Annotated in this window: 15 protein-coding genes and 1 tRNA gene; 11 read left to right on the top strand and 5 right to left on the bottom strand. The window is 47.0% G+C overall.

The features are described 5' to 3' along the window. The first annotated feature begins 140 nt into the window (after positions 1–140). The 7 genes from Q1A41_RS17705 to Q1A41_RS17675 all read left to right on the top strand — a co-directional run bounded on the left by Q1A41_RS17705 (position 141) and on the right by Q1A41_RS17675 (position 9,389). Positions 141–216, top strand: a tRNA-Lys gene (locus Q1A41_RS17705). A 772-nt stretch (positions 217–988) separates the two neighbouring features. After that, entirely contained in the window at positions 989–1,927 is a 939-nt protein-coding gene (locus Q1A41_RS17700; RefSeq protein WP_299981677.1) for an alpha/beta hydrolase, read from the top strand. A gap of 146 nt (positions 1,928–2,073) precedes the next feature. Next, positions 2,074–3,132: a quinolinate synthase NadA gene (gene nadA / locus Q1A41_RS17695; RefSeq protein ID WP_299981675.1), complete on the top strand. Its 1,059-nt coding sequence runs from the start codon at positions 2,074–2,076 to the stop codon at positions 3,130–3,132. Positions 3,133–3,306: 174 nt separating this feature from the next. Then, positions 3,307–6,930, top strand: coding sequence for a DNA polymerase III subunit alpha (dnaE, locus tag Q1A41_RS17690; RefSeq protein WP_299981673.1), 3,624 nt, complete (start codon positions 3,307–3,309; stop codon positions 6,928–6,930). 243 nt (positions 6,931–7,173) lie between these two features. After that, entirely contained in the window at positions 7,174–8,130 is a 957-nt protein-coding gene (locus Q1A41_RS17685) for an acetyl-CoA carboxylase carboxyltransferase subunit alpha (protein ID WP_299981671.1), read from the top strand. 77 nt (positions 8,131–8,207) lie between these two features. After that, the gene (locus Q1A41_RS17680) at positions 8,208–8,939 is read left to right on the top strand and encodes an SDR family oxidoreductase (RefSeq protein ID WP_299981669.1); all 732 of its coding nucleotides are present in this window, start codon (positions 8,208–8,210) and stop codon (positions 8,937–8,939) included. Between the two features lie 9 nt (positions 8,940–8,948). Next, entirely contained in the window at positions 8,949–9,389 is a 441-nt protein-coding gene (locus Q1A41_RS17675) for a hypothetical protein (protein ID WP_299981667.1), read from the top strand. Between the two features lie 158 nt (positions 9,390–9,547). Here the strand turns inward: Q1A41_RS17675 and Q1A41_RS17670 are convergent, their stop codons facing one another. After that, positions 9,548–11,632, bottom strand: coding sequence for a prolyl oligopeptidase family serine peptidase (locus Q1A41_RS17670; protein WP_299981665.1), 2,085 nt, complete (start codon positions 11,630–11,632; stop codon positions 9,548–9,550). 189 nt (positions 11,633–11,821) lie between these two features. Between Q1A41_RS17670 and minC the strand changes: the two genes are divergently transcribed. From minC to minE, 3 genes are read left to right on the top strand one after another with little or no spacing between them, the layout of a single operon-like run. Continuing rightward, on the top strand, positions 11,822–12,673 hold the full coding sequence (minC, locus tag Q1A41_RS17665; protein WP_299981663.1) for a septum site-determining protein MinC: 852 nt from the start codon (positions 11,822–11,824) through the stop codon (positions 12,671–12,673). Between the two features lie 8 nt (positions 12,674–12,681). Further along, positions 12,682–13,488, top strand: coding sequence for a septum site-determining protein MinD (gene minD / locus Q1A41_RS17660; protein ID WP_299776022.1), 807 nt, complete (start codon positions 12,682–12,684; stop codon positions 13,486–13,488). A gap of 2 nt (positions 13,489–13,490) precedes the next feature. Then, positions 13,491–13,742 (top strand): cell division topological specificity factor MinE, encoded by a 252-nt coding sequence (minE, locus tag Q1A41_RS17655; protein WP_166845039.1) that lies wholly within the window; start codon positions 13,491–13,493, stop codon positions 13,740–13,742. A gap of 99 nt (positions 13,743–13,841) precedes the next feature. Here the strand turns inward: minE and Q1A41_RS17650 are convergent, their stop codons facing one another. The 4 genes from Q1A41_RS17650 to Q1A41_RS17635 form a co-directional block, all read right to left on the bottom strand. Beyond that, positions 13,842–15,347, bottom strand: coding sequence for a parallel beta-helix domain-containing protein (locus tag Q1A41_RS17650; protein ID WP_299981661.1), 1,506 nt, complete (start codon positions 15,345–15,347; stop codon positions 13,842–13,844). A 2-nt stretch (positions 15,348–15,349) separates the two neighbouring features. Continuing rightward, entirely contained in the window at positions 15,350–16,513 is a 1,164-nt protein-coding gene (locus tag Q1A41_RS17645) for a cytochrome c peroxidase (RefSeq protein ID WP_299981659.1), read from the bottom strand. 56 nt (positions 16,514–16,569) lie between these two features. Next, complete coding sequence (locus Q1A41_RS17640) at positions 16,570–17,220, bottom strand: c-type cytochrome (RefSeq protein ID WP_299981657.1); 651 nt, start codon at positions 17,218–17,220, stop codon at positions 16,570–16,572. A 93-nt stretch (positions 17,221–17,313) separates the two neighbouring features. Next, positions 17,314–18,384, bottom strand: coding sequence for a helix-turn-helix domain-containing protein (locus Q1A41_RS17635; RefSeq protein ID WP_299981655.1), 1,071 nt, complete (start codon positions 18,382–18,384; stop codon positions 17,314–17,316). 328 nt (positions 18,385–18,712) lie between these two features. Between Q1A41_RS17635 and Q1A41_RS17630 the strand changes: the two genes are divergently transcribed. Then, a complete protein-coding gene (locus Q1A41_RS17630) occupies positions 18,713–21,259 on the top strand; it encodes a TonB-dependent receptor (RefSeq protein ID WP_299981653.1) in 2,547 nt (848 codons plus the stop codon). Positions 21,260–21,263: the final 4 nt, after the last annotated feature.

Raw genomic sequence — 21,263 nt, 5'->3', positions numbered from 1 at the left:
GTCGTTAGCTCAGTTGGTAGAGCAGTTGGCTTTTAACCAATTGGTCACTGGTTCGAATCCAGTACGACCCACCATATTTAGATTTGAAGTTTTAACTGGGCGGCTTTAAATCACACAGAACTTTTATACCACGAGTTTACGGGTCGTTAGCTCAGTTGGTAGAGCAGTTGGCTTTTAACCAATTGGTCACTGGTTCGAATCCAGTACGACCCACCATATAAAAAGGGCTGCCCATTCGGGCGGCCCTTTTTTTATGGTGGGTCGTGCTGGATTCACCCCAAAGTGGGGTCAGAACCCAAGGGTTCTGACCCCGAGTGCCTGCACGCTGCGAGTGGTATAGCTAGGTTTTAGCAAAGTCCCATTCTTACTGTTCTTTATGGTCAATCGATCCCGTTCAGCATCTCGGCTCCGAAATGGGGTCAGAACCCACGGGTGCTGACCCCGAGTGCCTGCACGATGCGGGTGGTATAGCTAGGTTTTAGCAAGGCCCTTTTCTTACTGTTCTTTATGGTCAGTCGATCCTATTCAGCATCTCGGCTCTGAAATGGGGTCAGAACCCACGGGTTCTGACCCCGAGTGCCTGCACGCTGCGGGTGGTATAGCTAGGTTTTAGCAAAGCCCTGTTCTTACTGTTCTTTATGGTCAACCGATTCCATTCAGCATCTCGGCTCCGAAATGGGGTCAGAACCCACGGGTTCTGACCCCGAGTGCCAGCACGCTGCGAGTGGTATAGCTAGGTTTTAGCAAAGTCCTGTTCTTATTGTTCTTTATGGTCAGCCGATTCCATTCAGCATCTCGGCTCTGAAGTGGGGTCAGAACCCACGGGTTCTGACCCCGTCTCGAAGCCTGGCTGTTTAACTCAAAGCAGTGCAATCAGAATCCCTACCTCTGCTCATACAAGTAGTGAGCAAGATCAATCTCGCTCTTCCCCCAATCAATCGAGCGTTTTATAGTAGCCAATTTCCCAAATAACAATAAAAGGCAGTACATGAGCCACAACCCACAAACCCATTTTGAGGAATGGCAAAAAGCCATTCATGGCGACAAGCTTTATCGCTGCAGTTGGCGAATTGAAAACCCCAAGGCCGTTGTGCAGCTGGCCCATGGTATGGGAGAACATATCGCGCGCTACGATAGCTTTGCCCGTTTTCTAAATGCTAACGGTTATAGCGTTTATGGCGCCGATCATCGAGGCCACGGTAAAAGTGCTATTGCGAGCAGCTATGGACATATGGGCAAGCGAGGCTGGGAAGGCTGCTTGGACGATATGGCTGAGCTGGCAGGAATTGCACGCGAACAGAACCCTGGGCTGCCTTTGTTTCTCTTTGGCCACAGTATGGGGGCTGTGCTCTCTCAACAGCTAATCACCGATATAGAAGAGCCTTACGCAGGGGTTGTTTTATCGGGTTCCCCTGGCTTTGTAAGTAGAGCTCTTAGTCGGTTAGGGCGCTTTCTGGCTCGAATAGAGTCGTGGCGTCGCACTGAAGCTGGCAATAGCGGGCTGCTCAAAGCTTTGGTGTTCGATGGCAATAACAAGCCCTTTAAAAACGAAGGTAATACTGGGTTTGAGTGGTTAAGTCGCGATTCCTCAGCGGTGCAGGCTTATATTGCCGATGAGGCCTGCGGTTTTGTGTTGAGTAATGGCAGCATGGCCGAGTTCTTTGCGGGAGTATTGGCAGGGCAAGATGTGCAGGCTATTTCCAGCATTCCGAAGAGTCTCCCAATGTTGATTCTATCAGGCACTGCTGACCCGGTTCATGAGGACACTAAAAATTTAAGGGCTATGCGCCTTGCCTACGAGAAAGTAGGTCTAAAACCGGACTATAAACTCTATCGAGGCGGTCGACATGAGATGCTCAACGAAAGTAACTCTGAGCAGGTATACAGCGATATATTGGCCTGGTTGGACAAAAACCTTGACGCTTAAGTTTTCTTGATTGTAAGTACAAACTACGCCTTTGGGCCATGTTTCATATGGCTTTATGATTCTTCACGATTGAAATTGCCCAGTATTGCTGGGCCCTGGCAGATATGTGGTAGAATCGCCCTCCGATTAGCCAGTTGGATAAATGCATGACCATTGTGAGCGATAGGCATTCAAAGGATGTCTATGACTTAGTTAAAGACCATATCGCCAATCTTAGCCAGACTCCAAAGTATACTCCCGAGCAACAAGCGGCCTATAAAGAAAAAATCAAAGCTAAGCTAAAGGAGCATAATGCGGTACTGGTGGCGCATTACTACACTGATCCTATCGTCCAAGCTTTGGCCGAGGAGACCGGTGGCTGCGTGTCTGATTCCTTGGAAATGGCTCGTTTTGGTCGCGACCATGATGCCGATACCTTGATCGTAGCTGGCGTTAAGTTTATGGGAGAGACCGCTAAAATCCTGACGCCCAATAAACGTGTCTTGATGCCAAATCTAGAAGCGACTTGCTCTTTAGATTTGGGCTGCCCAATTGATGAATTTTCGGAGTTCTGTGATCAGCATCCGGATCGCACCGTGGTTGTTTATGCCAATACATCGGCGGCTGTTAAGGCGCGTGCCGACTGGGTGGTGACATCGTCAATTGCGCTTGATGTGGTTGATCATTTAGATGCTCAGGGTGAGAAGTTTATTTGGGCACCTGATAAGCACCTGGGCACTTATGTGGCTGATCAAACGGGCGCCGACATGATCTTGTGGGATAGCGCTTGTATTGTGCACGAAGAGTTCAAGGCGAAGGGCATTCAGGATCTTAAGGCTTTGTACCCTGATGCTGCGGTACTCGTGCACCCAGAGTCGCCTAAAGCTGTTGTTGAGCTGGCCGATGTTGCGGGCTCTACCTCACAGCTAATTAATGCGGCTCAAACTTTGCCAAATCAGCAATTTATCGTGGCAACAGATCAGGGCATTTTCTACAAAATGCAACAGCTATGCCCGGAGAAAGAGTTCTATATTGCCCCAACTGCAGGCTCGGGCGCGACTTGTCGCAGCTGTGCTAATTGCCCGTGGATGGCGATGAATGAGCTGGAAGCTTTAGCCAGCGTGTTTGAAAAACCTGAAAATGAAATCTTTGTTGATGAGGATCTGATCCCGGCAGCCATGAAACCATTGCAGCGTATGTTGGACTTTGCGAAAGCCAATAAGTGATTGCAAATATGTAGTTGCTAAGCGCCCGCGGTAGCGGGCGTTTTTGTTTGACTTGAGTAAAAATTCAAGGACCAAAAGCCTTGCCATTCGGTCAGAGTAATGTCTGAATAAGGGCTGTGTATTTTTTGATGGGTAGGGCATTGAAGCCAACCCAATAATAACTAGCGAGACTCCATGTCCACCTCATTTATCCATTTGAGACTCCATACCGAATACTCTTTGGTAGACAGCATTGTTCGTATTAAGCCCCTTGTAGCTAAAGTCGCCGAAATGGGCATGCCGGCAGTGGCCGTTACGGATCACTGTAATTTCTATGGTTTGATCAAGTTTTATAATGCCTGCTATGGGGCGGGTGTTAAACCTATCGCAGGTGCTGACTTTTGGATGGCGCCTGAAGATGCTGAAGGCAAGCCTACATTGATAACCTTGCTATCAATGGGCCCAAAAGGCTACCGTAATATTACCGAGCTTATCTCCAGAGCCTACCAAGAAGGCCAAGTGCATGCGCACCCTTATTTGAAGCGTGAATGGTTGGAAGAAAAGAGTGATGACATCATCGTTCTATCAGGTGGTCGTCATGGTGATATTGGCTTGTCGCTATTGGCTGATCGTCAAACGCAAGCCGAAGAATCTTTGCAGCGCTGGTTGCAACATTTCCCCGATCGCTTTTATCTTGAGTTGCAGCGCACTGGGCGCGAGCACGAAGAAGATTATTTGCATGCCGCAGTGGATTTGGCGACGCGTTTCAATTGCCCGGTTGTAGCGACCAACGACGTACGCTTCTTGGCAGCCGAAGAATTTGAAGTGCACGAAGCGCGAGTGTGTATCGGTGAGGGTATGGCCCTTGACGATAAACGTCGTGAGCGCAAATATTCCGATCAGCAATATTTGCGTAGCCCTGCTGAAATGGAAGAATTGTTTAGCGATATTCCTGAGGCTCTGCAAAACTCTGTAGAGATTGCCAAGCGTTGTAGTGTTGATATCGAATTGGGGACTTACTATCTGCCGGATTATCCGATTCCCGATGATTTTGAAGCCGATCCGTTCTTTAAAGAACATATACCCTACGAGACTTTAGCTGGCTGGGCCGCTAAAGCAATGGAAGAAAAATGGACGGGTCGTGAAGAAGAAAAAGAATATAAGGAAATGTTACAAACCAATATCTTCTTCCAGAAGATATCTTATGAAGGTTTGTACGAGCGCTTGGAAATTATTCTTCCCGATAAACAAGCAGAAGATTACCCAGAGCAGCTAAAAGAATATACCGACCGTTTGCAGTTCGAGCTCGATATTATTATGCAAATGGGTTTTCCGGGTTACTTCCTGATCGTAATGGACTTTATTCAGTGGTCAAAAGATCACGATATTCCTGTAGGACCTGGTCGAGGCTCCGGTGCCGGTTCCTTGGTGGCTTACGCTCAAAAAATTACCGATCTAGACCCACTAGAATACGATTTGCTGTTTGAGCGATTCCTAAACCCTGAACGTGTATCCATGCCCGACTTCGATATCGATTTCTGCATGGACCGTCGAGAAGAGGTCATTGAATACACCGCTCGCCGCTATGGTAAAGATGCGGTATCGCAGATTATCACCTTCGGTACCATGGCCGCGAAGGCGGTGGTACGTGATGTGGCTCGCGCTCAGGGTAAATCCTATGGCCTAGCGGATAAGCTTTCTAAGCTTATCCCTGCTGACCCGGGTATGACTCTCGCCAAGGCTTACGATGGCGAAGAGGCGCTGCGCGAATTTTTGGCCGACGATGCCGACGGCCAAGAAATTTGGGATATGGCCAAGCAGCTAGAAGGTGTAGCTCGTAACGTAGGTAAACACGCCGGTGGTGTTGTAATTGCCCCAACCAAGCTGACCGACTTTGCGCCCTTGTATTGTGATGAAACCGGGGCGGGCCTCGTTACCCAATATGATAAAAACGATGTGGAATCGGCGGGCCTGGTTAAGTTCGACTTCTTAGGTCTACGTACATTAACGATCATCGATTGGGCGAAAAAGATGATCGATAAGCGCCTGCTGGCCAAGGGTGAACCTGAGCTGGATGTTGCTGCAATTCCGCTTGATGATGACGAAACCTTCGCGCTATTAAAACGCGCTGAAACCACGGCCGTATTCCAGTTGGAATCCCGTGGTATGAAGGATCTCATTAAGCGCTTACAGCCCGATAATATTGAAGACATGATCGCACTGGTGGCGTTGTTCCGACCGGGCCCCTTGGATTCGGGCATGGTTGACGACTTCGTAAACCGTAAGCACGGACGTGCCGAAGTCGCTTATCCCGATGCTAAATATCAACACGAAAAGCTCGAACCTATTCTGAAGCCTACTTACGGCGTTATCGTTTACCAGGAACAGGTAATGCAGATCGCCCAGGAGCTAGCCGGCTATACCTTGGGTGGTGCGGATATGCTGCGTCGAGCTATGGGTAAGAAAAAGCCTGAGGAAATGGCCAAGCAGCGCTCCACCTTTGAAGAGGGCGCGATTAGCCAAGGTATCGATGGCTCTCTTGCCATGAAAATTTTCGACCTGGTAGAGAAGTTTGCCGGTTATGGTTTTAACAAATCTCACTCGGCCGCTTATGCGGTAGTTTCCTATCAGACCGCTTGGCTAAAAGCTCATTATCCTTCGCAGTTTATGGCGGCCACCATGTCTTCGGATATGGATAAAACCGAAAAGGTTGTAACCTTTATCGAAGAATGCCGCGAGATGAAGCTCAAAATGTTACCACCTGATGTGAATATGGGTGAGTTTCAGTTCTCGGTAAACGATGAAGATGCTGTGGTTTACGGTTTAGGCGCGATTAAAGGTTTGGGTGAAGGCCCTGTTGAGGCCATTTTGAGCGCCCGTAAAGACGGGCCGTTTAGTGATCTCTTTGATTTTTGTGCCCGAGTAGATTCACGCAAAGTCAACAAGCGCGCTTTAGAGGCTTTGGTGCGCTGTGGTGCATTCGATACCATTGGTCCGCAAATGGATTTAGATTTATCCCGTGCCATCTTAATGGAAGCTATCCCTGAGGCTGTAAAGGCGGCCGAGCAAGCCAACGCCAACGCCAATGCCGGCATGGTGGATATGTTTGGCGAGGTGGTACCACAAGCATCGGCGGGTGATGTTTATGGGGAATTTACCGAGCGCACTCGCCGTTGGAGTTTGAAGGAGCGTTTAGAAGGGGAGCGCTCTACTCTTGGCTTGTACCTAACTGGTCACCCTATTGATGAATACCACGCGGAAATGAAGCATTTGGTAAGTTCGCGTATCAGTGATCTGCGGGCCGATAAAGAAGCTCAACAAGTTGGCGGCCTAGTGGTTGATATGCGGGTGATGAAAACCAAAAAAGGCGCCTCTATGGCCATTGTGTCTTTGGATGATCGCACCGGCCGAATTGACGTGGCTATCTTCCCAGAAGCCTTTGAGAAGTTTAAAGATCTGCTGGCCAAAGATAACTTGCTGATTTTAACAGGCAGAGTTAGCCATGATGATTATTCTGGCGGCTTGAAAATGAGTACCGATGCGGTTTCAAGTTTGACCCAGGCCCGACAGCAGAGGGCTCGCGGGCTCAAGCTGCAAATAGACAGCAGTAGCATGCCGAATGGCTTTATTTCCAGTTTGGCTACGGTGTTTAATCCGCATTTGAATCAGGAAGGCTGTCCACTGTTGGTGGAATACAGCCGCCAAGATGCTCAGGCAGAGCTGGTGTTGGGCGCGCGCTGGCGTGTTGTTCCCAATGATGAGCTAATCGATGAGTTGAAGTCGAGCCTAGGCAGCGAAAGGGTTACCTTAGTTTATTAAGGGCAAATTGGCGTCTCAGTTGGCGAGTTTGTCCGTCTTGAAAGGCTGAATTATAGTCGACTCCTGAGGCGCTTTCGCGTATCGTTACGGCTATTTAAATGATGGTGAAATCACCGCATCTTCAGTGCCAAAACAGTTCAAAATAAAGCTGTATAGGCGCTGAATGATTGTAGGTTTTTTGAGCACTTTGTGGCTCTAGGATTTTGCTAAAGACCCCATTAGTGTAAAGGCGCCCAAGCACCTATGAACCCGAATTATCTGGATTTTGAGCAGCCCATTGCTGACCTAGAAGCAAAGATCGAAGAGCTTCAATTGGTGAGTGCGGATAACGATCTCAATATTACTGAAGAGATCAGCAAATTGCGTGAAAAGAGCAATAAGCTGACCGAGAGCTTATATTCTAATTTGAGTCCTTGGGATATTGTAAAAGTTGCGCGTCACCCACAGCGGCCTTACAGCTCTGATTATATTGCCCGAGTCTTTGATGATTGGGATGAGTTGCACGGTGACCGCCACTTTGGTGATGATAAGGCCATTATTGGCGGTGTTGCCCGCTTAGAAGGCAAGCCAGTGATGGTTATCGGCGAAGAGAAAGGTCGCAGCGTTACCGAGAAGGTTAGCCGCAACTTTGGTATGCCGCGCCCAGAAGGCTATCGCAAGGCCTTGCGCCTAATGGAGATGGCTGAGCGTTTTAAAATGCCTGTGCTTACCTTAATTGACACCCCTGGGGCCTACCCGGGTATCGATTCAGAAGAGCGTGGTATCTCCGAGGCAATTGCTCAAAACTTGGCGGTAATGTCTCGTTTGCGTACGCCGATTATTTGTACCGTTATCGGTGAAGGCTCCTCTGGTGGTGCACTGGCAATTGGCGTGGGTGATCAGCTTAACATGCTGCAGTATTCTACCTACTTTGTTATCTCGCCCGAAGGCTGTGCCAACATCATTTGGAAGACAGTCGAAAAAGCTCCACTCGCCGCTGAGGCAATGGGGGTGACTTCTGATAATCTGGAAAACTTAGGTATTGTTGATACTACTATTCCAGAGCCTCTTGGTGGTGCTCACCGAGATATCGATGCCATGGCCGCCAGCCTAAAAACTCACTTGGTAGAGCAGGTAGATCGTTTGGCTCAGGTGCCACTCGAAGAACTACTGGAAAAACGCTATGAGCGTTTGATGAGCTACGGCAACCCCGATGCCTAAGTGATGTTTGAATAAAAAGCCCGCTGATGCGGGCTTTTTTGTGCCTTGCCGTTAACAACTTAATAGTGAGCGAGTAAATGACAAAGCGAGTCTTAATCACCGGAGCTGGACGAGGTATCGGTGCCGCTGTTGCAAAAGAGCTGGCAGCTTCAGGTTATATCGTAATTATTAATTATCGCGAAAATCGTCAAGCTGCTGAGGTATTAAATAAAGAAATCGAAGCTGCTGGGGGTGAAGCCTATATCTTGCAGGCGGATATCAGCGTACGAGCGGAAGTCTTGAGATTATTCGAAGACATTGATCGGCAGTGGGGGCCAGTCACCCATCTTGTTAATAATGCGGGAATCTTATTTACGCAGTGCCGCTTTGAAGATATCAGCGAAGATCGTTTTCAGAAAGTTCTTGATACCAATGTGCTCGGGAGTTTCTATTGCTTGCAAGAGGCGATAAAGCGAATGCAGTCTGGCTCGGCCATTGTCAATGTGTCCTCCTTGGCAGCCATCACAGGATCACCCAATGAATATATTGATTATGCCGCCTCCAAAGGCGCTCTCGATAGCATGACTGTTGGCTTGGCCAAAGAGCTAGCTAGCAAAAACATTCGAGTCAACGGCGTTCGCCCGGGTTTTATTTATACCGATATGCATGCCGATGGGGGAGAACCAGGCCGTGTTGATCGCCTAGCCAGTCAAATTCCTTTGCAACGTGGAGGGCAACCAGAAGAGGTGGCTAAGGTGATCGCATGGCTGCTATCGGATGAAGCGTCTTATGTGACAGGAAGTTTCATTGATGTGGCTGGCGGGCGTTAGCATATTGATATGAAAAGAGTATCTGAAGGGGATGTAGAAGCTTATATCAAAAAGTCCAAAGAATCACAGGCTAAGCAAGAGCTTGTTTATCGCAGTGAATTGGAAATTAGAGCGCGTGCAAGATTAGGAGAGCTCCGTGTGAGCTATGACAACGAAGGCCCTGCTGTTGCATACTTAATTAAAGAATTTGGTAGCGCTAATGCATATATCGAGGGTTTAGTTGGCTGGAATAAAAATGGGAATGGTCTTCTCAAAAGGCTAAAACATCTAGCCCAAGAGCAAAAAAGTACCACAATGTATTTTCATGTGAGGTCAGAAACTAAAAAAGAGCGAGTTGCAATGAAAAGGGCTTCTTCCTGCTCGCATTTGCCTGAAGAGATCGCTGATTATATCGGTTCTCAATTTGATTCTGGCTGGAGCCTGTTTAAATATCGTTCCCTGGGTGATTAAAAGGAGTGGTGAGCCTTTCGCCTTTTAATAACAGCTTTAGGTATCTACAAAACGGTTTGGAATACCATCGGGTTGTATTTACAGTTACTGTCATAAATAATTCATCTGACCGTAGAATATACCCTATCTCACATCATCTTGTTTGTCACATGGGCGCTTTAATGGTTTTCAGGAGTCATGAATTCATCATGCAAAAAGCTCAGAATGAGCGCGTCTCGTAATTGAGAGTCTTCATGGTTGCCCCCTAAATGTCCGCCACTGCCAAATTCATAGTAATTAACCCTTTGGCTTGCTGATTCGAGAGTTCTGGCGAATTGCTGAGAATGTTCAGGGGATACTCGATTATCGTTTTTGTTATTGAGTATCAAAGAAGGAGGGTATGTGACACCTTTTTGAATATTATGAAGGGGGGATATTTCCCTTAGATACTTTCTTTCTTGTGAAATTTTAGGGTCGCCGTATTCGCCTAGCCAGGCCGCTCCTTGATCCATGGTGTGGTAATCAAGCATATTGCTTAATCCGTTTTCACTGATCATGGCCCCGTATAAATGTGGTTTGCGAATCATGGCAGCCGAAACCGTGAGGCCACCATTGCTGGCACCTTGAATTGCGATCTTTTTATGCTGGCTGTACCCTCTGTTAACAAGGTCTTTTGTTACAGAATCCAGATCGTCTAGTGTTTTATATTTATTCTCCTTGGTGGCTTGATTGTGCCAATTCACACCTTGTTCTCCGTCACCTCTGACATGAGCTATAACATAAATACCGCCCTTATCAATCCAGTGCTTGCGTATCAGTTCGCTGTAAAGTGGAGTGCTGAGATTCTCAAAGCCTCCGTATGTGTAAATCCATGCTGGATTTTCTCTATTGAGCTTTAAGTCTTTGTGATGAAAAATCGTGTAATTTACTAATGTGTCGTCTTTTGAGGTGGCTTGTAAGCGCTCAATAACGTAGTTCTCTTCAGCTAGACCCTTCGGAAAAGTTCTGCTCGAAATGGTTTTAAAGGAACGGTCTAATAGGTGGATGTTTCCTGGGTTTATGAAACCTGTTTCTTCAATAATGATCAAGTTATGCTCTTCGCTCACGTCAATCACGCTAATAGTCTGACTTTCATCAAACTCTTTTTTTTCTTTTAACTTCCCGCTGGTGCCAAGAAGTTTAAGTGTGTATCGGCCATTTTCATATTCATTAATTAATATGCTGCTATCTTGCACTAATATGTCTTCATCCTTTAGTAGACTATTTTTGGGTGGACAATATAGGTTAGTGATCTCGAAATTGCGTTTGGGGAGCCCAGATTTTGGAGCAGCACTTAAGCAACCTGCGGGGACTGTATTATCTTTAAATTGAATGGTTTGTTTGGCTCTAAAGATCAGCTGTGTTGCTGTTTGTCCCATCAGTACTAGTGTGTCGGGAATATTTAGCTTTATGTTGGGGTTGCTTGAATTGGCTAGAATAGTGTACTCGCTTATATATCGATCTCGATACTCGATTGCGAGTATTTCATTTTTGTTGTCGATGCTTATTGGGTAAGGCGTTACACTCAAAGAGCTTTCGTTGGCTGCATATACCACTTGAGTATCATCTACTGAGTCACCTCGTTTCCAATGGTAAATATATCGAGGGAAGGTAGATGTTAAGCCAAAATGGAAATTATTATGACTGAAAAATATATTGTCTTTATCCTTCCAGGCAACATCGGCTAGCCCGTTGCTAATGGCAAAGCCATTGTCGTAAACAAAACCACTTTGTGGATTGTATTCATACCACACTACTTCTTCGAGGCCATTCTTGTGCAGCGCTAACATGCAGTTTTTATTGTCAGCCGTGCAGCTAAATCCACGCGGGGCAATTCGGAACTCTTCGAATCCTTGCATCTGGGGAACATACAATTCCCACTGCCAATTATTTTTGCCGTTTAAGTAGTCTTCGATCGGTATATAGAGCAAGCCCCATGGGTTTAGGTGGTAGCTCCCTGGATAAGTGCTATTATAAAGTCGCCCTCCAATAGCAACGCCCGTATTGTAGCTATCAGGGGTATTATGTGAGTATTGCCCGCTTGTGACTGCGCGGAAGACTGCAGTATCTGAAAGGCGCTCAAGTGTTTTCTTACTCGAGCTACTTACCCACTCATTTGAGCTTGGATCAGTAATAGCGGGCAGATATTCAATTTTCTCGCAGCCAATCAAGCCTAAAACGATGGCTATGAAGGCGCTAGCTAGCTGGGCCCTATCTATTTTCATCGCTTATATCCTTATTAGTTTTATCCTTGCAATTAATGGCTGCACTTACTCGATAGAATTTTGATGCAAGGGGTGGCTAATAAGTGAGCAATTGCTTGTATTAAATAGTTAAGGCAAACACTACCTTTTTCCCCCAAAGCCAGTAAACTAGCGCCTTTGGCGAGTTTTATATAAGGCCCTTTGGCAGTAATGAGTGTATCTGAAGTCTGCTTCCAGTTAAAAGGAAGTAATATCACCTCCATAGTATTGGAGCTGAAAAACTATCCCTCCTCTGATTTTCTCAATCAATTGCAGAATAAGGTGTCGCAGGCGCCACAGCTGTTTGCGGATTCAGCTGTGGTTATCAGTCTGGAAAAGTTTAGCCCTGATTCTGCAGTTGATTTCCATGCCTTAATTAGCGACTGCTTTGAGGCGGGGCTTCACCCTATGGCCTTTCGTGCGGTAGCTGATGAGTTACTGGATGCAGTTAAACAAACCGGTCTGCCGGCTTTGCCAGGTGCTGCGCGATCAGCCTCAGTTCAGGCGCCCGAAGAAGATAATAGCGTTCAAGACCAAACCTCTGCCGCCGTCGGTGATGGGGAACAGGTAGAGATGAGCTTGGAGGCTACCGCTGAAGTTAGTGAGCAAGACCTTACTGCGTCGGAACCTGAAGCTGTTAAAACCATCATAGAAACACGGGTAGAGATTCAGGAGAAGCTGGTACACAGGCCGGCAAAAATCATTGAGCGCCCTGTGCGAGGTGGCCAGCAAATCTATGCAGAGGGTTGCGATCTTATCGTTTTGGCGCAGGTGAGTGAGGGCGCCGAGGTTTTAGCCGATGGTAATGTGCACATCTATGCGCCATTACGAGGCCGTGCCCTTGCGGGTGTTAAGGGCGATAGCAACGCCAGGATTTTTTGCCAGCAGTTGGAAGCCGAGTTGGTTTCAATTGCGGGTATTTTCATATTAAGCGATGAGCTCAAAGATAAAGCTTGGAAGCAAACAGCTCATATTCAATTAAAGGACGAGCGATTAGAAATCGCGAAAATTAACGATAAGTAGGTGAACGAGTGGCAAAAATTATCGTAGTGACATCAGGAAAGGGCGGTGTTGGTAAAACCACCACCAGTGCATCCATTGGTACAGGTTTGGCTCAGCGTGGCCACAAAACCGTTATCATTGATTTCGATGTGGGCCTGCGTAATCTAGATTTGATCATGGGGTGCGAGCGTCGGGTAGTATACGACTTTGTAAACGTTATCAATGGCGAGTCTAATTTAAAGCAAACTCTTATCAAAGATAAGCGCGTTGACAATCTTTATATTTTGCCAGCATCACAAACTCGCGATAAAGACGCTTTATCTCAGGAAGGTGTAGAAAAAGTTCTTGATGAGTTGAGTGAAGACTTCGACTTTATCGTCTGCGATTCTCCTGCGGGTATTGAGCGTGGCGCTCAGATGGCCTTGTATTTTGCTGATATGGCGATCGTGGTAACTAACCCAGAGGTATCTTCAGTACGTGATTCGGATCGTATTTTGGGTATATTGCAAAGTAAGTCGCGCAAAGCCGAAAAGGGTGAGGTTGTTGAAGAGAAGCTATTGGTGACTCGTTACAACCCTGAGCGAGTTGAAGAAGGCGAGATGCTTAGCGTTGAGGATGTGAAGGAAATCTTGGCAATTGAATTGCTAGGTGTTATTCCTGAAAGTGAGGCGGTGTTGAAAGCGTCAAACCAAGGCAGCCCTGTTATTCTTGATGACGAATCTAATTCTGGTAAGGCTTATAGTGATGCTGTAGGTCGCCTGTTTGGTGAGGAAATCGAACATCGTTTCTTGGAAATAGAGAAGAAGGGCTTCTTCAAGCGTTTGATGGGGGCTTAAGGATGAGTATTTTTAGTTATTTCAGGTCACAAAAGAAGCCGAGCTCGGCCTCTGTGGCGAAAGAGCGCTTACAAATTATTGTGGCTCATGAGCGTAATAAGCGTGAGCAGCCAGAATACATCGAGAAAATGCAGCAAGAAATTCTTGCGGTGATTCGAAAGTATGTTGAAATCGATGATGAGCAGGTCAAGGTGAATCTTGATAATAATGACGAGTGCTCTATTCTGGAGTTGAACGTAACGCTTCCTGAGTAAGTTACACAGATATAGCCGCACCGGGGTCAGATCCCCAAAACAAAAAAATGGGCCACTAGGCCCATTTTTTTGTTTTGGGGATCTGACCCCTTTGTTGTTCTAGTTAGTACGGCTCAACATATACTCAGCAACCGCCAAGCGAGTTTCTTCATCCAGGTAGTTCTGCGGTGGCATTTCTGGATAGTCGTCGCGTTTCTTTGTTGGGTTTGCAATGTAATCCGCAAGGCCATGAGGGTTCTCCATGTATAAAGCTTGAATAAGCTGTACAGGTGGACCAACAATTCGGCCAGTATAACTATGACAACCAGTGCAAATACCTAAATAGGCGATCTTGCCTTTGTTTTCTGCAGTTATTTCTCTCGGCGGCACTGGCTCGGATAAGCTGTAAGTTACAACGTCGTCGGTGTTATTAAAATCACAATCTTTAAAATCGTTGATACCTACAGTGATGTAGCGGTGGCGGTTGTTGATGCAGCTGTCACTGCTTTTACCAGCTCGAATAATATCGGGATCACCCGTTTTAAGCTCGGTGAGCATCAGTGCCTTTACTTCATCAATGGTGTCGTAACCGTTGCGCATCATTAAGTTATCCAAAATCGCAACTTTATCTGGATAAGGGTCAGAGCCTTCATCGATCGTGGTATTTGGCGCGTTATAGTGATCGGTGATCATTATGCCAGCGGTTTTATGATCGGTAATAATATTATCTTCAATAACCACTTCATCGGCGGCCATTACCAAGATGCCGGTGCCCGGTGGAATGCCAGCAACAGTAGAACCTGGTGCGCCAAAGTTCGGGTGATTATTGTTAACCACAAAGTTATTACGAATGATGACATCGTAAGTGGTTTTGATGGGAAGACCAGGAGTAATAAAAGCTAGGATGCCGCCGGTATTATTATGAACATAATTGTCTTCCACAATGCAGTGGCGACTGTTTTCTATTTCAATGCCCGCTACTGAATCAAACACCTCGTTATGGGCAACATGAACATTATCGCTCATGCCGACGTAAATGGCGGCGTCTTCAATGCCTGAAATAATGTTGTGAGACACGATACCGTTTTTACCCAGTTGCGGGAAAATTCCGTAAACACCGGTATCAACAATTACATTGCCGCGAATCTCAAAATTATTGCCGGCCTGGCCCATAATGCCATTGCCTTTGTATTTTGTGATAAGGAAATTTTCGACAGTGATATTGTTGCCAGAATACAAAATGGCATCGTTCAATTCGCCTCTGCCATTAAGCTCGGCGCGCTGTCCTTCTTGGATAATGCCGACTAAACGAATGCTGTCTTTGTCGATGTAGATGGTTTCTTCATAGCGGCCGGGCATCACCATGATGGTATCGCCTGGTTTGGCGGCAATCACGGCATCTTGAATTTTTTCTCCAGGATTTACCGTTATAGTATTACCACTGCCCGGTAAGACAAAATCTACGTCGGCGTTCAAGTTTTTATCTTGCTCGGCTTGATAACCACCTGCGAAGCTTTTATCCACCTGATTAGCTTGAATAACTGGGGCTTTGTCTTTGGCCAGAAACTGTCCAAGTCCAAAACCTACGGCTAAGGTGATGGCAGCGAGTAAAAGGCTTTTGTTCATTGTTATCTTCTCATTGCTGTCTGTGGGATGCTGTCTTTGCTTTCCTTACTTGCGGCTGGTACATCAGCAAGCACTGGCAGGCCAGAGGGCAGCTGTTTGGGTGTTTTGGGTTTAAAGGTTTCATCGCTCAGCGTTTTCATAAAGCTGACGATTAAATCTAATTCTTCTTCTTTCAGATTGGGCTCCCAAATATGCCAATGGATTTGCATCTCCACGCCATTGGGAACTGCATGGCCGCGGCCTTTGTTATAAAACTCTGTGGCTTCACGTAGGCTTGGAAATACACCGGAGTGCATATAGGGCGCGGTAAATTCGATATTTCTTAAGGTGGGCACTTTAAAGCCACCTTTTAATACGCTGCTGTTAAAGGTTTTCTCAGCGCCAATATCTAATGCCATGCCCTCTGGCTCGGGGGTGCCAATAACGGCGATTTGGTTGTTAGTAAACAATGGCGGTGTGTGGCATTCACTGCAGCGCGCGACAAAAGAGCGAAATACATTCATGCCGGCTATCTCTTCGGAATTTAGTGCTTTGTGGTCGCCGTGGGCATAGCGATCGTAGCGACTGTTTAAGGAAATTAACGATGCTTGAAATGCCGCCAATACCGTTAGTAGTTGCGACTCTTCGATTGCGATGCTGCCGGGAAAAGCCGCCCTAAAAAGTCTTTGGTATTCTTTGTTTTGATTTAGGCGCTCGAGCAGCTCTTCTGGCTTATTGTTCATTTCTTCAGGGGCATAAAGTGGTCCCTTAGCCTGCTCCTCTAAAGTCTTGGCTCGGCCATCCCAAAAGAAGCGATCTAAAAAGGCACTGTTCCATAGGCTAGGTGCCGATCGTGGAAGCAGCTTGCCATCAAAGCCTACTGATCGACCATGGCCATCACTAAAGCCTTTATCTGGCTGATGGCAGCTGGCACAAGACTGCACCTGATTAGCAGATAAGATAGGATCAAAGAATAAATAACGGCCTAGATCAATTTGCTGTGGGCTGTAGCCATCCACATGTTTTGGCAAGCTGGTTTGAGTGCCGCCGACACCGCGATTCTGTAGGGAGTCGTAGAACTGATATACCGTTCTAAGCTCACAGCGATTACTCTCTGCTTTTTCAAATCCGGCAGGGCAATGGCTGCTGAGACTAATTCCGGCGGCTAATATAAGGCTGTTAATCATTCTCTGTTCTGGCCTTTGTCTTCTTTCTTAAACTTTCTTTCAGCTTTCTTTTTACCTTAGAGCTTTGCAATAAACCGGCTTAGTAATTTGACGTCCTGTGGCCCTTTTAAGGTATTGGCCATCATTTGCATTTGTTTTGCGTAGCGGCTGCTTGCACCCCGCTTGCCCGTTCTGAAGTGTTCTAGTTGCCTTGCTATGTAGGCTTCATTCATACCAGCAAGCCGAGGAGAGTTTAGGGCTTTGTTGCCCTCGGCTTTGACACCGTGGCAGCCACCGCAGCTGGCTTGGTACAAACGATAAGCGGCATCAGAACTGCGTGGGGGTATTTGAATCTCTTTGGCGGGTAGCGTGCTGATGTAGCTGGCCAATAACTGCCTTTGTTGTTCATTTTGCAAACTTGCCGACATGGCGGCCATTTGTTGGGCGAAATGATCTTCTTGACCGCGTTTTCCGGCGGCAAACTCCGCCATGGCTCGCTCTAGATACGAGGGCAATTGTCCGGCTAAGGTGGGTGCGCCAAGTGCGGCTTGCCCTTCACCTTGCTGGCCATGGCAGCTGGCGCAGCTCTGAAATAGCCGTTTGGCTTTTTGCTTTGGCTCTGTTTCGGCAAATGAGGTGCTGCTAATAGGCATTAACAGTGCTGTGCTAAGTAAGGCTGTGTGTTTAAAGCTTAGGCAATAGCCCGCTTTAAAGAGGCGCTTTATCATGACAAATCACTCGCTGATATTATTGTCAGCGTAGATTGCCGCTATTAAAGGCCGAAATCTCAGTGATTTTAAAATTCGGCAGCGAAAGATCGCTTAGTTGAGCTGACTTTTGCGATAAGCGGTGGGGGTCATGCCTTGGCTATCCTTAAAGGCTTTATTAAATGAGCTCAATGAGCGAAAGCCAGCATCAAGTGCGATATTCAAGACAGCAGTGTCTTGCTCGGTCTTTGACGCGAGTCTTTCGCATGCTTCTTGCACACGGTAGCGATTTAGAAAGTCATTAAAGTTTCGGTAGCCTAGACCTGCATTAATGATACGCCGCAAGCGATACTCTTGGATTTCTATTTTGTCGGCCAGCTGACCAATCGTGAGCCCCATCTCGCGATAAATCTTTTCACCTTCCATGAGCAGGCTTATGGCCTCAAGAACTCCATCTGGAACCTCTTCTTGTTCATGTTGGCGCTCGATCTTGGTGGCCTTAGTTTCTGCTTCTGTTTCTATGTTGGCTTGAGGCAGCGGGGGCGCTTGTTGATAAAAAACATCCTGCTTAAATTCCAGCAATACACAGTTACACAGAAATAACATGACCCCTGCAGGGGCATATTGCCAAATAGCCAGCCATTCGACGCTTGGGAACAACAGTTGCTGCGCGGCGATCAAGGCGAAGATATAAAAGCCAATAAAGGCCGAAAACCAAATGCGTAGGTTCCGACGTTGCTCTAAAAGATCATCTTGCCAGTGGGCCAAAATGACTTTGAGCGCCCAGCCGAGGAGCACAAATTCAATAAACTGAGGTAGCTGAAACCACAGTAGCTGGCCTATTTGAGACTCACCTAGATCAGCGAAGGTTGCCGCCGTGGGTAAGACAACGGTAATGATAAAGGGAATCAGCTGCCATGGTCGCAGCCGGAAATGATCGTCAAATAAGCTATAGCTAAATAACCAAAATAGTCCGGGCACCATGGTTTGCGCGGGGTATAAAATGGCTCTAGCCCAATCGGCGCTAACCCAAGGGATAATCAAATAGGCGGCATCGGCTAGCAATAAGGCAATAAACAGTTTTTCGCTTAAGGCATGCCCTGTTGGGCGGCGCAGCAGCAGTACTGTGCATAGCAGCAGCTGGGACAGGGAAAAGCTGATAAAAATATCAATCAGATTACTCACGGATTATCTTACTTCCTTACCCATTATAAAAGCATCACTTAGGGCGTGCTGGGGCTTTTATTATTTTATGTTTGCTTGAGTCTAACGCTTGCTGACTTCAGCTGCCAGAGTTCTTCATTATTATGATATTCCTTGAATTGGGCTTCTGGATTTCGAAAACACTCACTCAAACGTGCTTGGCCTGCATTACGGAGGCTTGGGCTGCATAAAAATCAATGACGATTTTTAAAAACACTAAGCATCTATTGCCAGATTCTGGCAGATTTCACGCTCATAGCTATAACAGCAAATGAAATAACAATAATAAATAACAACGACGGAGAGCGTTATGTCGCGATACCCAGCCTACAGGCCGGCCATTCTCAGTTTGGCCATCAGTCAAATTCTTATCGGCAATGCCAATGCCCAAAGCAATGCACCCAAGTTCGCCCTAGAAGAAGTTGTGGTTACCGCTCAAAAGCGTGAGCAGAATGTTATGGATGTGCCGATTGCCATCGATAACTATTCTTCAAAGGATATCGAAAATACTGGCGCGCTCTTACTTGAGGATATCGCCGATTATATTCCGGGCTTTGAGGCCGGCGGCGCTCTTACTCAAAGTACCTTAACCATTCGTGGTGTCGCTAGCTCAAATATCAGCTCTGGTGGCGACGCCTCGGTGGCCACTTTTTACGATGGTGTATACCTGCCGCGCTCAGCTACCACTATCGCCTTCTCGGATATGGCTCGCATCGAAGTGCTTAAAGGCCCCCAGGGTACTTTGGCCGGGCGCAATGCCGCCGCAGGTTCAGTCAATATTGTTCCTAATCGCCCCCAGTTAGGTGAGCAAGAAGGCTTTGTAAAATTAAAAGCAGGTAATTACGATTTTCAGCGCTGGGAGGCGATGATTAATCAGCCTTTGTCTGAAAATGTTGCTGTGCGTGCCAATCTAATGCTTAACCAGCGTGATGGCTATATCGACAATGTGGTGTCAGGCGGTGCTGATATTGATGCCAAGGATATGCTTACTGGTCGTTTGGCTCTGCTTTGGGAGCTTAGCTCAGATACCCGCTTGCAGCTTAGTGCAGATTTCGATGATTCCGATAACGGCCCGGCCCCGTCGGTGGGCTATAGCGCTTTCTCTCACAACCGACAACCCACGAGTGCCGTAGTGGCGAACGACGTCATAAATGGCCAAGAAACACGCGATATGTATTCTTTGGGCTATCGCTTAGAACACGATATTAATGAGGAGTGGTCACTAGCTTGGTGGGCGAATTATCGAGATCTAGATACCACCAACCGTCAGGATGAAGATGGCGGCAGTCATATCGATCGATATTTAGATACCGACAATATTGAAACCAGCGAACTATTCTATACCGAGTTGCAATTGAATTTTTCCAATGAGCGATTCAAATACGTAGGCGGCTTTACCTATTCGAGTGAAGATAAAAGCCAGACCACACAAATTAATACCACTGCCGATACGGCTGCAAACTTGGCCACCCAGGTATCCAATGGCTTGCTAGCGGCTGCAGGCGCAGGCTTTAGTATCGACAGTATTTGGGATCCAACTGGCTGGGCCATGCTGACAGGGGCGCTCGATCAATTGGCCGGTGGTGCTTTGGGAACTCCTTTGGATCAATCAACCGCCTCTTATAATGGCGTGCTGGGCTTTTTATATGCCAGCCCCTTTGCGCCGCAAATTCAGCCCTTTAGCCCAATCCTAGCGGCCGGCTTTATTGCGCCAAGCTACAGTGGGCAGTTGTTCACCGAAGAAGTACGAAATACTGGTGAGTTTGTTAATTGGGGCGTTTATAGTGATATCGATATTAGCGTAACAGACGACTTTAATCTGATTTTCGGTTTGCGCTACAGCAAAGATGAAAAAGATTTTACTTGGTTCAATGCGACGGCGCCTTTAGCTACACAGCTCAATCAAGAGCGTGCGGCGCTGGCAGCTGCCGGCTTGCAAGTAGCGGCTTTAATTCCACAAGCTACCAATTTGCTTAGCCCTTTGAGCCAACAAGGGGTTGGTCTGGTAACTGATCGTTTAGTGAGCGCTAAAGATAGTTGGAGCAAAACAACAGGCCGCGCCATTGCTCAGTATCGCCTCAATGATAAGGCGATGGTGTTTGCCTCTTACTCAACCGGCTATACCTCCGGTGGCTTTGACAGCTTTGTGGTGAATACAGCGCAGCAACCTTTGTCACCGGAAGAGGTGAGTAATATCGAACTCGGTATCAAGGCTGATTGGCTTAATGACCGATTGCGTACACGCTTAAACTTCTTTGATATGAGCTTCGAAAACCGCCAGCGCTCGGTATTCTCAGCTGATCCCAATATTCCAGGCTTTTCCGCGCCAATCATTATTGCGGGTGATGAAGATATCGAAGGCTGGGAACTGGTGATGCAGTGGCTGCCAACGGACAATATTCAGCTTGGTCTGGTAAGCACCTCCCGCGAAACCAGCAGCCGCTATGGTGAGTATATTGATGCCAATGGTAATCAGCGTGGTGGTGATCAAGAATCAGCTGACACTTTAGATGAATATACCTTTACCTTCGATTGGGCCTTCGATGCCGCACAGGGGCAGGTGAATTTACATGTGGATTATGTCTTTAAAGAGCAGCAGTTTGATGAGAATGATGCGGGCTATTTACCTGAGTATGAGCAAATTGAAAACTTTGGTGATGATCGTAAATTCCTCAATGCACGTATCGCTTGGCGCAGTCAGGATGAGCGCTATGGCCTAGCCTTGTGGGGACAGAATCTACTCGACAACCGCTATACCAGTATTCCAGGCGGCTTAGCGGCATCAGATTTGGCTTCTCCAACGGTCTCGCTAACAGAGCCGAGAACTTACGGTATCGATTTTGAGTATCGCTTCTAGCCCG

Source organism: uncultured Pseudoteredinibacter sp. (genome assembly GCF_947502065.1).
In the GTDB taxonomy this organism is placed as follows: domain Bacteria; phylum Pseudomonadota; class Gammaproteobacteria; order Pseudomonadales; family Cellvibrionaceae; genus Pseudoteredinibacter.
This window is presented reverse-complemented; position numbering and strand designations above follow the sequence as displayed.

Excerpts from the sequence above, each read along its gene's own strand:
- Q1A41_RS17700 (WP_299981677.1), top strand. The coding sequence starts at position 989 with ATGAGCCACAACCCACAAACCCATTTTGAGGAATGGCAAAAAGCCATT.
- nadA (WP_299981675.1), top strand. The coding sequence starts at position 2,074 with ATGACCATTGTGAGCGATAGGCATTCAAAGGATGTCTATGACTTAGTT.
- dnaE (WP_299981673.1), top strand. The coding sequence starts at position 3,307 with ATGTCCACCTCATTTATCCATTTGAGACTCCATACCGAATACTCTTTG.
- Q1A41_RS17685 (WP_299981671.1), top strand. The coding sequence starts at position 7,174 with ATGAACCCGAATTATCTGGATTTTGAGCAGCCCATTGCTGACCTAGAA.
- Q1A41_RS17680 (WP_299981669.1), top strand. The coding sequence starts at position 8,208 with ATGACAAAGCGAGTCTTAATCACCGGAGCTGGACGAGGTATCGGTGCC.
- Q1A41_RS17675 (WP_299981667.1), top strand. The coding sequence starts at position 8,949 with ATGAAAAGAGTATCTGAAGGGGATGTAGAAGCTTATATCAAAAAGTCC.
- Q1A41_RS17670 (WP_299981665.1), bottom strand. The coding sequence starts at position 11,632 with ATGAAAATAGATAGGGCCCAGCTAGCTAGCGCCTTCATAGCCATCGTT.
- minC (WP_299981663.1), top strand. The coding sequence starts at position 11,822 with ATGAGTGTATCTGAAGTCTGCTTCCAGTTAAAAGGAAGTAATATCACC.
- minE (WP_166845039.1), top strand. The coding sequence starts at position 13,491 with ATGAGTATTTTTAGTTATTTCAGGTCACAAAAGAAGCCGAGCTCGGCC.
- Q1A41_RS17650 (WP_299981661.1), bottom strand. The coding sequence starts at position 15,347 with ATGAACAAAAGCCTTTTACTCGCTGCCATCACCTTAGCCGTAGGTTTT.
- Q1A41_RS17645 (WP_299981659.1), bottom strand. The coding sequence starts at position 16,513 with ATGATTAACAGCCTTATATTAGCCGCCGGAATTAGTCTCAGCAGCCAT.
- Q1A41_RS17640 (WP_299981657.1), bottom strand. The coding sequence starts at position 17,220 with ATGATAAAGCGCCTCTTTAAAGCGGGCTATTGCCTAAGCTTTAAACAC.
- Q1A41_RS17630 (WP_299981653.1), top strand. The coding sequence starts at position 18,713 with ATGTCGCGATACCCAGCCTACAGGCCGGCCATTCTCAGTTTGGCCATC.